The organism is Pinibacter soli (assembly GCF_029961145.1).
Classification (GTDB): Bacteria; Bacteroidota; Bacteroidia; order Chitinophagales; family Chitinophagaceae; genus Pinibacter; species Pinibacter soli.
In genome coordinates this window covers 368250-384576 of sequence record NZ_JASBRG010000001.1, presented here as the reverse complement: position 1 = coordinate 384576, position 16327 = coordinate 368250, and the positions used below count along the sequence as shown (strand labels likewise).

13 protein-coding genes are annotated in these 16327 nt (G+C 40.8%); 8 read left to right on the top strand and 5 right to left on the bottom strand.

The window, feature by feature from the left end; genetic code table 11:
* Window position 1 precedes the first annotated feature (1 nt).
* The 4 genes from QJ048_RS01490 to QJ048_RS01475 all read right to left on the bottom strand — a co-directional run bounded on the left by QJ048_RS01490 (window position 2) and on the right by QJ048_RS01475 (window position 6337).
* Window positions 2-802 carry a hypothetical protein gene (locus QJ048_RS01490; protein WP_282332554.1) on the bottom strand — a complete coding sequence of 267 codons (801 nt, stop codon included), beginning with the start codon at window positions 800-802 and terminating at the stop codon, window positions 2-4.
* A gap of 345 nt (window positions 803-1147) precedes the next feature.
* Window positions 1148-2950 carry an ABC transporter ATP-binding protein gene (locus tag QJ048_RS01485; RefSeq protein ID WP_282332553.1) on the bottom strand — a complete coding sequence of 601 codons (1803 nt, stop codon included), beginning with the start codon at window positions 2948-2950 and terminating at the stop codon, window positions 1148-1150.
* A 275-nt stretch (window positions 2951-3225) separates the two neighbouring features.
* Entirely contained in the window at window positions 3226-4767 is a 1542-nt protein-coding gene (locus tag QJ048_RS01480) for a YifB family Mg chelatase-like AAA ATPase (protein WP_282332552.1), read from the bottom strand.
* Window positions 4768-4891: 124 nt separating this feature from the next.
* Complete coding sequence (locus tag QJ048_RS01475; RefSeq protein WP_282332550.1) at window positions 4892-6337, bottom strand: phosphoethanolamine transferase; 1446 nt, start codon at window positions 6335-6337, stop codon at window positions 4892-4894.
* 500 nt (window positions 6338-6837) lie between these two features.
* Between QJ048_RS01475 and gltX the strand changes: the two genes are divergently transcribed.
* The 8 genes from gltX (at window position 6838) to QJ048_RS01435 (ending at window position 15544) form a co-directional block, all read left to right on the top strand.
* Complete coding sequence (gltX, locus tag QJ048_RS01470; protein WP_282332549.1) at window positions 6838-8364, top strand: glutamate--tRNA ligase; 1527 nt, start codon at window positions 6838-6840, stop codon at window positions 8362-8364.
* 213 nt (window positions 8365-8577) lie between these two features.
* Window positions 8578-10116 (top strand): glycosyltransferase family 39 protein, encoded by a 1539-nt coding sequence (locus QJ048_RS01465; RefSeq protein WP_282332548.1) that lies wholly within the window; start codon window positions 8578-8580, stop codon window positions 10114-10116.
* A gap of 125 nt (window positions 10117-10241) precedes the next feature.
* Window positions 10242-10661, top strand: a complete 420-nt coding sequence (locus QJ048_RS01460; RefSeq protein WP_282332547.1) for a cobalamin B12-binding domain-containing protein — start codon at window positions 10242-10244, stop codon at window positions 10659-10661.
* 218 nt (window positions 10662-10879) lie between these two features.
* Window positions 10880-11440, top strand: a complete 561-nt coding sequence (locus QJ048_RS01455; RefSeq protein WP_282332546.1) for a hypothetical protein — start codon at window positions 10880-10882, stop codon at window positions 11438-11440.
* A gap of 7 nt (window positions 11441-11447) precedes the next feature.
* Entirely contained in the window at window positions 11448-11789 is a 342-nt protein-coding gene (locus QJ048_RS01450; RefSeq protein WP_282332545.1) for a helix-turn-helix domain-containing protein, read from the top strand.
* Between the two features lie 173 nt (window positions 11790-11962).
* The gene (locus QJ048_RS01445; protein WP_282332544.1) at window positions 11963-13408 is read left to right on the top strand and encodes a circularly permuted type 2 ATP-grasp protein; all 1446 of its coding nucleotides are present in this window, start codon (window positions 11963-11965) and stop codon (window positions 13406-13408) included.
* Window positions 13409-13607: 199 nt separating this feature from the next.
* A complete protein-coding gene (locus tag QJ048_RS01440; RefSeq protein WP_282332543.1) occupies window positions 13608-14540 on the top strand; it encodes an alpha-E domain-containing protein in 933 nt (310 codons plus the stop codon).
* Window positions 14541-14572: 32 nt separating this feature from the next.
* Window positions 14573-15544, top strand: coding sequence for a transglutaminase family protein (locus QJ048_RS01435; protein ID WP_282332542.1), 972 nt, complete (start codon window positions 14573-14575; stop codon window positions 15542-15544).
* A gap of 151 nt (window positions 15545-15695) precedes the next feature.
* On the opposite strand, the gene QJ048_RS01430 is transcribed toward QJ048_RS01435, so the two are convergent.
* Entirely contained in the window at window positions 15696-16298 is a 603-nt protein-coding gene (locus QJ048_RS01430; protein WP_282332541.1) for a trimeric intracellular cation channel family protein, read from the bottom strand.
* Window positions 16299-16327: the final 29 nt, after the last annotated feature.

Below are 16327 nucleotides of genomic sequence, written 5' to 3'. Positions count from 1 at the left end.
TTCAGTTATTATAAAAATACGTCGCTTCCATAGTTACCTTGTTTCCGGGATCGTCCTCGTAATAATTAGAGGATAAGGTTTTTCCAAGTTTTAACGAGTTTATGGTGAAATCAGTTTCGTAGATAGATTTGTTACCCTGTATGATTTTTTCAACTCTCTTCGGCAATTTCTTCAAACTGTTCAGCACCGGATAATTGTATAGTTCATACATCTCTTCAAGATCTGTTGTGCTTATAAATGGCCACGGATTAAAAAGGGTCTTTTCTGAATAAGATTTGATCAGGATGATGATTTGCTGCTTGTTTTTATCAGTTGAGGTAATTTTTGAAAGATCACCTGCACTGTCGTAGTCATACACAGAATTGTAAATAAGATGTTTGCCACCTTCATTCAGCAGGTAATATTTTAGCGATGCGACTTTGCCGATAGATGTATAAGTATACTCAAACTGATATTTTGCAATCGAATAAATGCTTGACATGGTAATATTGCTCACCTGGTTCTTTTCATTGTATGCATACTGACTAATTTTCAATGACCTAGTGCTGGTGATGGTGGCCAGTTTGCTATTTGCGTAAGCAAAATTTAAAGTGTCAATTCCGTAGGGTGTATCATAGATAATTTGCCTCTGTGAGTTATCAGTATTGTACTCGAAACTGGCAGAAGCATTTTGATCTTTCCATTCAATTTTTGTGAGCAAAGGGCCCGAAGCATTTTGAGGAACAGGGTCATCGTTCTTTGAGCAGCTTTGAAAAAAGACCAAAGCTGTCAGAATAACGAGGCTGTAAAATGCTCTTATCATAATAAGGTTTTAAACGGTACAAATGCGTAAAGAAATATTGAGCTTCCCAAAACCTGAAACGTTGCATCCACCTCAAACCGGCACCTAAAAAAAACAATTATTTCTAAAGAAAAGTTTAAAAATTTGAATTCGGGGCTTCGCCCGTGAGTTTGCCACAGAGGCACAAAGGAAAACAGAGGTTAGTTAAAACATGGTTTGATTTGATCGCAAAAAGTGCGGACAAACATTCGAACTACGGAAAATTGTAGTAAGCCAAGGCAAGGAAAATAAATTTCCCCTGCAGTTCAATAATATTTTAGTAAACTCTGTGTTTTCTGTGCCTCAGTGGCAAAAAGATGCGAAGCATTACGCTATCTTCAAATTCTTTCTTTCTCCAATTTGCTGTCTCCACATTGCATAATACAAGCCTTTTTGTTCCAGCAAATATTCGTGGTTACCAGTTTCTACAACATTACCCTGCTCCAGCACATAAATTCTGTCAGCATGCATAATAGTAGAAAGCCTGTGCGCAATTAAGATAGTGATCTGATCACCTTCAGCAGATACCGATCTGATAGTTGATGTAATTTCTTCTTCGGTAATAGAATCCAATGCAGAAGTGGCTTCATCAAAAATTAAAACCTTCGGCTTGCGCAGCAATGCGCGGGCGATTGACAAACGCTGTTTCTCACCACCGCTTAATTTCAAGCCTCCTTCACCGATCATTGTATCCAAACCTTTCTCCGCACGGTTTAATAATTTTTGACAGGAAGCTTTTTGCAGTACGTCCATTAGGTCTTCTTCTGTCGCATTTGGATTTACAAACATCAGGTTCTCTTTAATAGTGCCTGCAAACAGTTGCGTATCCTGCGTTACAAAGCCTATCTGATTTCGCAGGTCATCAAAATTGATAGAGCTTTCATCGATGCCGTTGTATAAAATTTTTCCTTCCTTCGGTCTGTACAAACCAACCAGCAATTTCATCAAGGTTGTTTTACCTGAACCCGAAGGGCCAACAAATGCAACAGTCTCACCCTTGTTCACACTAAAGCTGATATCTTCAATGGCGCGGTAGTGTGCCGTTTGGTGCTTAAAGCTTACGTCGTTAAAACTCAGCGATTTTATGTCGCCCAAATGTTTCGCATGCTCCGGTTGTTTCTCCGGCTCTTTCTCCATCAGGTTGTGAAAGTTAATGAGCGAAGCTTCAGCCTCGCGATAAGCGAGAATGATGTTTCCTATTTCCTGCAATGGTCCGAAAATGAAGAATGAATAAAATGTAAGCGTTAATACCTGTCCCGGAGTAATGCTGTTTCTAAATACCAGCAGTGCCAACACAAAAACGATCGATTGTCTAAGGAAGTTTACAAACGTACCCTGGATGAAGTTGAGCGCTCTAAGACTTTTAACCTTCTTCAATTCCAGTCCAAGTATTTTGTAAGTATTTGCATTCAAGCGCTTCACTTCCTGGTTGGTAAGTCCGAGGCTTTTCAACAATTCAATATTGCGCAACGACTCAGTTGTAGAGCCTGCAAGCGAAGTTGTTTCAGCCACGATACGTTTTTGAATAATCTTTATTTTTTTACTCAGTGCACTTGTGAGCCACGCTAGTATTGCAGCACCCACTACATAGATTGGCATGATGGACCAATGCAGACTAAAAGAGTAAACCGTAACAAACACGATGCCCACAATAATCCCAAATAGAACATTGATAAACATGGTGATGAACTTTTCCGTGTCTGTACGCACTTTGGTAAGTATCGACAATGTTTCACCACTTCTCTGATCTTCGAATTCCTGGTAAGGAAGTTTCATCGAATGTTGAAGACCATCTGTAAAAATTTTCGCACCGAACTTTTGCACAATAACATTTACAAAATAATCCTGGAAAGCCTTTGCGATACGTGAAACCATCGCAACACCAATAAGCATTCCCAGGTATTTCAAAAGACTCCAAAAGAATTCGTTCCATGAGCGAGTGCCTTCCGCATGGAAAATTTTGTCTTTATCAACGCTTCCATATTCATGTGCGTGAATAAGCAATTTGTCAAACAGCTTACCAAATATCAACGGATCGAACAAAGAAAACACCTGGTTGATCGTCGCCAAAAACAACGCCAACCCTATTAGCCATTTATACGGCTTTAAATATTGTAACAGAATTTTCATGATAACTTAAAATTATAACAAAAAGAAGGGCAAGGATGTTCCAACAGCAAACAACGTGCGAGATACTCAAAGTGACAAAAATTCCGATTAATTTGAAAATTTGAGGATTTGAAAATTTGAAAATGGGCGCGCCGAAACTATAATCGCTCCACAAATTGGTCGCAATTAATTAACTATCATATACTCATGTTCTCCAAAACTAGTCATTCCGCTACACAGAATGAATTTTCAAATTTTCACATTTCCACATTTTCAAATTACTAAAGCCGAAGGCTTTAGCCCGCCCAACCTTCCCGGTCCAAACTTCGATACTGAATGGCTTCGGCTACATGCTCTGCCTTAATGGTTTCGCAGGCGGACAGGTCAGCTATGGTTCTGGAGACTTTCAGGATACGGTCGTAGGCTCGGGCGGAAAGATTCAATTTATTCATGGCGATTTTGAGCAAATTAGAACACGCGTTATCCAGTACACAAATCTCCTTTAAATGCCTGCTATTCATTTGCGCATTGCAGTAGATGCCGGTGGTTTCTTTATAGCGTTCTGCCTGAATTTCCCTCGCTGAGATCACGCGGCTGCGGATGTCTTCTGACGATTCGCCGTTTTTGGAAGACGATAATTCATTGAACGGAACCGGCGTTACTTCCACGTGAAGGTCTATCCTGTCCAGCAATGGACCGGAGATTTTGTTGAGATATTTTTGAACCGCACCGGGCGGGCAGGTACACGCTTTAACGGGATGATTGTAGTATCCGCAAGGGCAGGGGTTCATGGATGCTATCAACATAAAACTGGCAGGAAAATCAAGTGCAACTTTGGCACGTGAAATTGTGACGCGTCGTTCTTCCATAGGCTGGCGCATCACCTCAAGGGCAGTTCGTTTAAATTCCGGCAACTCATCCAGGAACAACACACCGTTATGCGCAAGCGAAATTTCACCCGGCTGAGGTACGCTGCCTCCGCCCACCAGCGCTGCATCAGAAACTGTGTGGTGCGGCGAACGAAACGGACGCTTGGATATAAGTGTGGCATTGTCTGGCAGCTTGCCGGCAACGCTGTGGATCTTTGTTGTTTCAAGCGCTTCGTGCAAAGTGAGCGGCGGTAAAATAGTAGGCAATCGTTTCGCCAGCATTGTTTTACCTGCACCCGGAGGTCCGATCAGAATGGCATTATGTCCACCAGCCGCCGCAATTTCCAATGCACGTTTAATGTTTTCCTGGCCCTTAACATCGCTGAAATCGAAGTCGAAAGAATATTGCGAATTGAAAAATTCGTCCCTTGTATCAACAACAACAGGTTGCAAATTTGTTCCTGACTGAAAGAACTCGATAACCTCATTAATGTGTGATACGCCATACACCTCAAGAGTATTGACCATTGCAGCTTCCCGGGCATTCTGTGTCGGCACGATCAAACCTTTGAATCCTTCTTTACGCGCAGTGATAGCAATAGGCAGTGCTCCTTTTATTGGTTGAATGGTGCCATCGAGGCTTAATTCGCCCATCATAATATAATCCTTCAGCGCATCAATACGTTCCACCTGTTCGGAAGCGCCAAGCAAACCCATGGCAATTGGCAGATCAAACGCAGAACCCGATTTTTTAATATCAGCGGGCGCAAGATTGATAACCACTTTGGTACGCGGCATGCGATAGCCGTTGGTTTTAATGGCGCTGTCAATACGTTGTGCGCTTTCCTTCACCGCAACATCCGGCAAACCAACTACCGCGAAAAAACTGCCTTCGCTTACATTTACTTCAATAGTTATAGTAATAGCCTCCACGCCATACACAGCGCTTCCAAACGTTTTAACTAACATAAAATAATTTACAAGAGGAAAAAATTGTTGCAGGTAAATATGTGGGAGGCGAAGGTAATTTGAAAATTTTGAAATATGGAAATTTGAAAATGACGTGCATGGCGATTATGGAAAATATAACAGGTTAATTCCGTTTTTCGCTGTTCATTTCTGCTTTGAGCACTGGCAATGTGGTTATGGTGTTATTTTCTTTTAAAACCTTTTGTTTGCTTTCCACAAAAGAAGAAGAAAATAAATCACGCTTTTTGAAATTTGGATCAGAGGGAATGTCAATATTTCCAAGGTGAAGAGTTGTATAAAAAATAGATTCAGCACTTGACACCGCCTTATTTTGATTGCCGGTTAACCCATCAGTAAAATGCGGATTTGCGTTAACAAGCGCATCAGAGAACCAAAAGAACAAAGGCACCTGTATTGAATAATAGCATGGTTCAAAGGCATGAAGAATATTGTAGTCGCCGTTATCCATTAAGCTTTCCCCGTGATCGGAAATGAATAAAAGGCATGCTTCTTCAGATGTCATTTTCAGCGTTGTAATTACACTATCCAGAAATTCATCGGTGTATGCAATTGTGTTGTCGTAAGCATTAACAATGTTTTGTTTGTCTGCCAAAGAATGATTGAAAATGTAGAAATCTTTTACCGGAAATTTCTCTTTACCCGCAGGCACTCTGAAGCGATAATCCCAATGACTTCCCAACGTGTGCAAAACAATAAAAATATCCGAAGATTTTTCCTTTATCAGCCTGGTTAAAGGGTGCAATAAATTTTCGTCGTAGTTATTGGCTACCATAAAATTGTTATTGTCATTATAGTCTTTAATTAAAGCAGTATCTGCATCTGCAATGTGAAGATTTGCAGTTGATATTTCTTTTTCCTGGTTGCTTACCCACGCGGTATAATAACCAGCTTCTCTGAAAGCATAAAGCAATCCCTTTTGTGTAAAATGATCTGACCAGGTTTCTACACCCGCCCTTGTAATTAGCATTGGTACGGATCTGTGAGTTACACTGGCTCCGGAAGCCACATTATGAAAGGAAAATAAGTTATGTTCCTTTGCAAGCAGAGGTGAGGTTTGCCGCGAGTACCCGTTTATTTGCCAGTGATCATATCTGCAACTTTCGCCAATTACCAGAACAACAATTCTTCGCTTGTTTGTAGAGGAGGTTCTTATTGCCCCGAACTTGAAGTCTTTGGTTGCACGCAAATATTCTTCATTTGAAATTTTCCATGTGTTTCTGTAATCATTCAAAAAATCGAAGTAATATCTTGTGGGAAATGAGTTCTTAAAGTTTGCGCTCACTGCGTTGTAGAAATTGTCGTAGTACCTGATATTTGCCAGGCCCAGTATTGAAAGCAGCATCAGGCCAATAATCGAAGCAACAAATCCGGTTTTTACATTTATCTTTTGCGGAAGCTGCTTCATTAGATAGAAGCCTGCAAAAAAAGCAGTGATCACGATTGCTAATATGGGAACAATGAGCCACCCAAGTAATTCCGTCGCTTCTCTAATGCTGCTATTTACAACCAGGCCCAGCAAGCCCTTATGAATTTCTTTATGCAGCAGCATTAACGGAATGAAAAAAAGAGAGATGATGCTGCAAAAAAAAGCTAACAAAATATAGTAAACTTTTATGCGCAAGCAGAAAAATATAGTAGGCAAAAGTATGAGAGCTTGAATCAGTAATAAGTTGATAAACAAGTTAACAAAATCCTTGTCCTTAAAAAAGAAATACAATTTGGGCGAGATAATGATCAGCGATAATAGAAAAAAGGGAATATATAAAGTGAAGAAATCCTTCAGCCTGAGCTTGTTCATTATTGATAAACCATTTTGTGGATTACAAATATATACTTTGAAAATTTGAGAATTTGAAAATGCCTTCTGCGCGGGGGGATTTTATTTAGAAAAGGCATCCTGAATGTTAAAGAATAAATAATTAAATCAATTTATTATAGTACTTAAAGTTGCGGCTCCCCAATTTTCAAATTCTCGTATGTTCAAATCTTCAAATCGTCCCTCATTTTCAAATTTCCATATTTTCAAATTTCCACATTACTTTGCAGCCTATGAGCAAAAAAGTAAGAGTAAGATTCGCCCCAAGCCCAACCGGCGGCTTGCATCTGGGCGGCGTTCGCACAGTGTTGTATAATTATTTATTTGCCAAACAAAATGGCGGAGATTTTATATTAAGAATAGAAGATACGGACCAGACACGTTTTGTGCCTGGAGCGGAAGAATATATTTTCAATTGCCTCGCGTGGTGCGGACTTACACCTGATGAAAGCCCGAAACACGGCGGCCCATATGCGCCATACCGCCAAAGCGAAAGAAAAGAAATGTATCGCCAGTATGCAGAGCAGTTGATAAAACAAGGCAATGCTTACTACGCATTCGATACAGCGGAGGAGTTGGAAAAAATGCGCACAGATTTTAAAACAGACGAAAATCCATCGCCACAATACAATTATGTGATCCGCGAAAAGATGAAAAACTCTTTAACGCTGGGTGAAGCTGAAACGCAAAAATTGCTTGCAGAAGGTGCCCCTCACGTAGTACGTATTAAAATGCCGCAGAATGAAGAAGTGAAATTCACCGATATGATTCGTGGCGAAGTAAGCTTCAACAGCAGCCTTGTCGATGATAAAGTTTTGCTGAAGGCTGATGGCATGCCTACTTATCACCTCGCAGTGGTAGTAGATGATTTCTCCATGAAAATATCTCACGCATTCCGCGGTGAAGAATGGCTGCCAAGCGCACCTGTTCATATTTTGCTATGGAAATATTTGGGCTGGGAAAATGACATGCCGCAATGGGCGCACTTGCCGTTGATCTTAGGACCTGATAGTTCCAAACTGAGCAAGCGTCATGGTAACAAATATGGCTTTCCGATCTTTGCCATGAACTGGACAGATCCGAAATCACAAGAGTTGACAGAAGGTTTTTACGAAAGAGGATTTTTATCGCAAGCCTTTGTCAACCTGCTGGCAATGCTGGGTTGGAACGACGGAACAGAGCAGGAAGTTTTCTCTATGGAAGAATTAATCCAGCGATTTGATATCAGCCGCGTAAGCCACAGCGGAGCCATTTTTGATTTTGAAAAAGCAAAATGGTTCAACCATGAGTGGATTAAGAAATTACCGGTTGCAGAATATAAAGATCAGGTAATGAAAATATTTGCAGACAATAACATCGCCATTACAAATGATGATCAGTTTGCGAAAGTGTTAGAGTTGGTAAAAGATCGCTGCACATTGTTAAACGACTTTGTACCGCAGGCATCTTTCTTCTTCCAATCTCCAAAAGAAATTGACACCGCTGCCATCGAGCCAAAGTGGGATGAAAAGAAACAACAATTTTTTGCAGAATTGATTCGTGGATATGAATTGCTTCCAACATGGCAACACGATGATCTTGAAAAAGAATTTAAAGAAATAGTAGCCGCCAATCAAATGAAACCCGGCGAACTCATGATGCCTTTGCGTGTAATGCTCGTAGGCGGGAAATTCGGTCCCGGCGTATTCGACATCGCAGCGATCATCGGGAAAGATGAAACGATCGCGAGGATCAAGCATACAATCGCGTTGCTCGCTTAGAGAGAAGGAACGCAGATTTTCATGATTGTTATGATTTTTTATGAGTGAAATATAGGAATGCTGGTTGTCTTGGTTCTATCCATAACAGCCAGCATTTTTTTATTAAAAATCTTAGTAAATCATGAGAATCATGAAAATCTGGGTTCTGTATTTTAATCCCTCAAATCATGAAAATCTGCGTTCCGTTTTCTATCTTGTTTCAAACAACCTTACATGAAACAGTACACCAGGCTGTTATACTTACTCGCTCTGCTTCGCCTCATCATTCCTTATTTTTTACAGAATAGTATTTACCAACCGCACAGAGATGAATTCCTTTATTTATCTGAAGGAAGTCACATGGCGTGGGGATACATGGAAGTGCCGCCGATGTTGTCGGTGTTTGCATGGCTCACCAATTTGTTTGGAGGTAGTATGTTCTGGATAAAATTCTGGCCATCACTTTTTGGCTCGCTTACATTTTTATTAGTAGGAAGAATTATTCTGTCATTGGGCGGAAGAGCGTTTGCGTTGATACTTGGCTGGTTGCCGTTTTTGATTGACGGTTATGTGCGGGTGTTCTTTTTATTTCAACCCAATTGCATTGAAATATTTTTTTGGACGCTGATAGGCTTTAGCCTTGTGCGTTACATTCAAACTTTGCAGAACAAATGGTTATATCTCTTTGGGGTTGCTGTGGGCTTGGGATTGCTTAGCAAATACACAGTAGCGTTTTACACAACGAGTATATTGGTTTCGTTACTCATTACAAGGCATAGAAAAATATTTCTCAATAAGCACTTGTATTATGCTGGTGCGATTGCCTTTCTAACTTTTCTTCCCAATCTTGTATGGCAATACAATCATCGCTTTCCGGTGTTTTTTCACATGCATGAATTGCAGGAATACCAGTTGCAATATGTTAGTCCCGTTTCATTTATTGCAGGGCAAATATTTATGAACCTGCCAATGATTTTTGTGTGGATCGCGGGCTTGTTCTTTTTGGTGTTTGCAGAAAGAGGAAAACTCTATCGTGCATTTGGTTGGGCGTATATACTCATCATACTTTTTCTATTAGTGATGCATGGCAAAGACTATTACGCACTCGGTGCTTATCCTATCTTGTTTGCCTTCGGCGCCTATCATTTAGAAGCAGTAACAACCGGAAGGTTGAAGTGGACACGTTATGCCATGTTGATCTTTGGTCTGACATTGGGCGCGTACGCTATGCCTGTAGCGCTTCCGGTAGCAAAGCCGGAAACATTGCATAAGTATTATGAGAAATCTGGCGTGGCAAATACAGGAGCGTTAACCTGGGAAGATCAAAAAAAACATCCCTTGCCTCAGGACTTTGCCGACATGATGGGTTGGAAGGAGATAGCATTGAAAACTGCAGATGTTTATTATGGACTGCATGATTCCATTCGAATTCACACGTTGATCTATTGCAGATCGTATGGTGTTGCCGGCGCTATCAACTACTATGGCCGCGAATACCACTTGCCGGAAGTGTATAGCGACAACGCTACTTTTTTACTCTGGATGCCGGATGTATATAAAGTGAGAGCAATCATTCTTATTGGGCACAACATGCCTGATAGCTCAGAAACCGCTTACAGACAATTCGCTACTTATACTGTCGTCGATTCCCTGAGTATGCCTCTTGCAAGAGAAAATGGATTAAAATTCGCCGTATTCAGAAATCCCTCTGATTCAGTAAATGAAGTTATTGAACGCATAATTGCTGGACATAAGAAAAGATTTATTAGATAAAGTCAAAAGGCAAAAGTAAAAACTCAAAAAATGTCTAATCTCAAACAGTAAAATTGACATCGACCTGCTCGACTTTTTACTTTTTACTTTTTAATTTTTACTTTCTTTGCCTGAAATACGATTGCATGACGAAAACAGCAAAAAGACCGATTCGTGTACTGGTAGCCAAAGTGGGCCTTGATGGTCATGACCGCGGCGCCAAAGTGATTGCCACTGCACTGCGCGATGGTGGTATGGAAGTAATTTACACGGGCCTTCGCCAAACACCTGAAATGGTGGTGAATGCTGCTTTACAGGAAGACGTGGATGCAATTGGTGTAAGCATTTTATCCGGCGCTCACATGACCGTTTTCCCAAAAATCATCCAACTGATGAAAGAAAGGGATATGAACGACGTGCTACTTACTGGCGGCGGCATTATTCCGGATGACGATATGCAAGAGTTAAACACCATGGGCGTAGGCAAATTATTCGCTCCTGGCACAGAAACGACAGAGATCATTAATTATATACAAGGTTGGGTGGGCGAGCACAGGGATTTTTAATTGAAAGTTGAAAGTTGAAATTGAAAATGAAGTAGCGGTTAAATGCGTTTCATATATTATTAGGTCCAAAGGAGGCTGCTTCTTTGGACTTTTTATTTATACAAGTAATCGGGATTATATTTGCCGCCCCATCTTTTTAAAATACTGATAAATAAAAGGTTACCATGGTCAATCAACTTGCTTAAATATTTTTAAGACTAAACCTATAAGTTGATTTAATGGAATTTTGTCCTATCTTTGAAACCGAAAACGAATTAGAATGCAGGCTGTGGGCGGTGATATACCCTGAACATGAGATTGATATTTTCGACGCTTGTTACCGCAACTGGAGCAATGAAGAGTTTATAAGATCCTTTGTGAATGAAAGATTTGATTCACTCGACAGTATATTTTTTAAAGATGCTACCGTTTCAAATATCATTAGTACCATCAAATTGGAAGTTGTGAAATTTGCAGTTGAACTTCTCAACGCAAACGAAGAAATTGAAGGCTGCAAATCACTGGATCAACTTTTTAAGCGTCTTTACGGTAACGTCGAATCGCTGCATTTTGATCATGACGATGAAAGGAAAGCGCGGCCGAGTATACAAGGTTCTATTTTGCGCTTGTATGCGATCTTGTTGGATGATGGAACCTATTTGGTTACAGGTGGAACGATAAAGCTGTATAAAGCAATGATAGGTCCGGAATTTAAGGTTGAGTTTGACAATGTTAAAAGAGTTAAGGTGTTTTTAAAAGCACATGGCATAGCCGACGTGCAAGGTTTAATTGACAAATAAATATTTTATGGTAAAGAAAAGTGCATTCATTGAAAATGCGAGATATAGACTGAAAAATAGAAAGTGGCTTGGTTATTCAGGAAATATCGCGCAGCGAATACTTGCTGCACTGGAAGACAGCGAAACGGTTAATCAAAAAGTTTTAGCTGAAAAAATTGGAGTGTCTCCCCAATACATAAGTAAGGTAGTAAGTGGTAACGAGAATTTGACACTGGAAACAATTGCAAAAATCTCAGAAGCACTTGGCGTAGAGCTTATCTCTTTTCCATTATTTAAGGATGATCTGCAGGTCGTGCGCGATCACGAAAGTTTGCCTGCGAAAGAGAAGGTGAAAAAAGTTCGCAAGTAGCCTTTTGCCAGAAATATTCGAATGTTGCTGATAAATTATAATTAAAAATATATTAATGTTTTAGTGGTGTAATTCGTTTATGGTGGCTCTGTTTAGCATAATAATGCATTTATTTTCTGTCTGACTCAAATATTTTAATATTTTTTCAAAGTATTTGCTATATTTAATTAACTATGACAGAAAACACTTTACTCCAATCTTACAGCGATCAGCCAGGCGTTTGGGATGAAATGTTTAGCCAGGAAGGTGTACGCGACCACTATAAAAACTTCGTGGGTGCCATCCAGGACCTTTCGTCCGACGAAATGACCCACAAAGATGAAATGGCCAAGAAATTATTCATGAGCCAGGGAGTCACTTTTACGGTTTACAACAGCGGCGAGGGCATAGAAAAAATATTTCCCTTCGACATTATTCCGAGGATCATTATGGGCGACGAGTGGAAAAGAATTGAAGCCGGAATAAAGCAACGACTTAAAGCACTCAATGTTTTCCTGAAAGATATTTACCACCACCAGTTCATTATAAAAGATGGAATTGTTCCGGCCAAGCTCATTTACTCTTCCCCGAATTTTTTACGGGAAATGACAAACGTGAACGTGCCGTTTGACATTTACACACATATCGCAGGTGTCGATCTCATCCGAGATTACGATGGAGAATTTTATGTGCTGGAAGATAATTTGCGCACGCCCTCCGGTGTATCGTACATGCTCGAAAATCGAAGCATAACGTACCGCATCTTTCCGGATCTGCTGCCAAAGAATAATATAAAGCCGGTAAAACATTATCCGGATCTATTGCTGAAAAATCTCCTGGCACTTGCAAACAGGCAAAACAGTGATCCAACGGTTGTATTGCTTTCGCCGGGCATTTACAACTCAGCATATTTTGAACACACAACTCTTGCAAGGCTCATGGGCATTGAGCTTGTGGAAGGTCGCGACCTTGTGGTAGACAACCATCACGTGTACATGAAAACCACCAAAGGCCTTCAACAAGTAGATGTGATCTATCGCCGCGTGGATGATGATTTTATTGACCCGCTCGTGTTCCGGCCAGACAGTATATTGGGTGTTCCTGGTATTTACTGGGCTTACCGAAAAGGGAATGTGGCTATTGTAAACGCTATGGGCAATGGCGTTGCAGATGATAAGGCGGTGTATGCGCATGTGCCCGATATGATCCGCTATTACCTGAACGAAGAACCAATACTCAAAACGGTTCCGACTTATCAGCTGGCATCACCGGACAATCAGAAGCTTGTTTTTGAAAACATGGATAAGATGGTGATCAAGCGCACCAACGAATCCGGTGGTTATGGCATGTTGATAGGCAATGCAGCTACTGAGCAGGAAATGGAAAATTTCAGAAGAGCCATCGAAGCTGATCCGCGCAGCTTTATTGCACAGCCCATTATCAGTTTGTCTTCCACGCCATGTTATATCAATGGAGTGCTGCAACCGCGAAGGGTGGACTTGCGACCATTTGCCTTGTACGGCCCTGATGGAATTGACATAGTGCCGGGCGGCCTCACGCGGGTGGCTCTGCGGGAAGGTTCATTGGTAGTGAATTCTTCGCAAGGTGGTGGTAGTAAAGACACATGGGTCGTGGCATAGAAGAATTTGGAAGTCAGCTATAGTTCATTTTTCTCCGTTCAACAGTAGTAATTCTATTGAGCGATAGGCGTAGTCATTATAAATTTTATCACACACTTTACATACAACGAATTGCTTGCCTGCGAAAAGGTACAGGCCGTCCTGTTAACATGAGTTAAGCAGCATTGTTATTTTTTTACTAAACACTAAACAGGAAAGTATGTTAAGCCGGGTAGCAGATACAATCTATTGGATGGCCCGTTACATGGAGCGAACCAACGGCATGTTGCGCATTTTACGCACAAGCTACATTTCGTCGCAGGAAGAGATGCTTCACTTTAGCTGGCGCTCCGTTTTGAATACCTATAGTGTTTTACATGCCAATGAAATTGACGACATCGAAAGAGATTCATCAAAAGTATTGGAGCACATTTTACTAGACAGAAACAACGTTTCTTCAGTGATCAACAACATCATAAGATCGCGGGAATGTGCAAGAGCGGTACAAGATCACATCACAAAAGAAATGTGGCAATGCCTTAATGATTACTACCATGTCATACGCAATTCAAACATGCAATTGCAGGTAAGAGTGGGTGATCCTGTAACAGTGCTGGATGACTTGATCGAACATAGTTTTTCCTACAATGGAACGGTTGATATCACCATGCCTCGTGGGGAAGGATTCAATTACCTTAACATTGGAAAAATGTTAGAGAGAGCATTTCTCTCTGCCGATATCCTAAGCATCAAGATACAGGAAATAAACTACGAGCTCAAAATGCCGATGGAAGCGCACTTGCGATCATTGCTGCATTCGCTTTCGGGCTATGAGTTGTACTACAAAATTTACCGTGGCACATTTACCCCGGATAATGTGTTGCAAATGATTTTATACAATACCAACTATCCTCATTCGATTTTATACTGCTTGCAGCAGGTTTCAAATTATTTTGAGCGGCTGAATGCTGAGAGTTTGCCTGAAAGTTATAGCCGGCTTGAGTTTCTGATAGGTAAAGCAATGAACAACGTAAAGTACAGCAATATTCGCGCAGCAAGTGTTGATGAGCTGCAGCGTTTTATTTATCAAACAAGATCCGAATTAGTGGAGGTTGCCAATTCATTCAATCAGTTTTATTTCGGCAACACGTAAACAACATTGTCTGACATTTTAAAAAGAGAACAATGCCATCTTATTCCATCAAGCACATAACACGCTACTCATATGCTTCTACAGTGATTGATTGTACCAACCAGATAATGCTGTATCCGGTAAGCGATCAATTGCAGGAAGTGAAAAAGCATGACCTCAAAATTTCTTATAAGCCAACAATAGAGTTGTTTACAGATTACTTTAACAATCAGGTGGGCGTGTTCTCCATCATTCGTCCCCACACAGAGCTTACGATCTTTTCAACCATCGATGTAATAACACATCCCGTTTTATTGCCGGCCGATGATACGCCCGCAAACATGCAATGGGAGAACCTTTCATTTCTTAGCGAGCAATTTCCTTACATGGATTTTTTAAAGATTGATGCCTTTAAATGTTACCGGGATATTTGTGATGCCGTTACTCAAATTGTAAATGAAAAACAGCCTCCCTTTTACAATGCACAGGCGCTGTCTGCGTTTGTCTACAATAATTTTGAATACAAAAAAGGTGTTACAAGCATAGAAACAGAGATTGACGATGTGTGGAAATTGAAAGCAGGCGTGTGTCAGGATTTTGCGCACTTGCTTTTACTTATGCTTCGCATGATAAACATCCCGGCTCGTTATGTAAGTGGCTATATCTGTCCTAAAAATCACGAGTTGCGCGGTGAAGGCGCAACGCATGCATGGGTAGAAGCTTACATTCCTTTCTACGGATGGATAGGTCTTGATCCTACCAACAATTGCGTTGTGAGTGATCGTCATGTGCGTCTTGCTATCGGAAGAAATTTTGGAGATTGCACGCCGGTAAAAGGAACATACAAAGGCTCTTCTGATCACCGCCTTGAAGTTTCTGTAAGCATTGAAAATGGCTTGTCAAAAATTGCTGCAAATAATAATAATGTCATAGAAATGCCGATGGTTGTTTCTTATCAGGCACACAATCCGGCAATACCGGAGAATAGTTATAGAAGGTTCCAGGAAATGCAGCAACAACAATAGAGAAAGTTTTTGGTTGATAGTTGTTGGTTGTTAGTGACCGCTGAAGGCGTAAGTTTAGCTACCTGAATTTTAACACATGAGAAAATGAGACCTATTCATACACAGCGCCACAGAAGGTCCAACAACTGACAGCTATCAGCTAACAACTTTCTTAAATCTCAGGAAGCTCAACTCTTTTCCATTTAGAAATAACTCTCGTTAGCACGACAATTACCACGCACAGCACGAGGTTGATGTTTTGTTCAAAACCTGCTTTGCGCAGTAGCACATACACAATGCCGCCAATCGCGCATGCGGTTGCATACAATTCACCGCGTTTAAATAAATTGGGAACAGCATTGCAGAGTACGTCTGCCAGCAGGCCTCCAAAGGATGCCGTGATCACGCCCATCACAACCGCATACATTTCATTAATGCCAAGTAAAATACTTTTTTCTATTCCTGCTGCAGTAAACAAACCAAGACCAATTGCGTCAGTAATGAATATGGTTCTTTTGAAGCGTTCATAATTGAGTTTAAAAATAAATGTGATCAATGTGGCAGAAAAAACAAGCCCCAGTGCCAGGTAATCATTTACCCAGTTCACGGGACGTACGCCAATTAACAGATCACGCAAAGTTCCTCCACCATAGGCTGTTACAAAAGCCAAAACAGCTGCGCCGAAAATATCCATCTGGTAGGTTCGTGCTTTAAATGCACCGGTGCCCGCAAACACAAAAATCCCGGTATAAGTAATCAAACTAAGTAAGCTCATGAGAGGAAAATAATTCAATGTTGTTATAT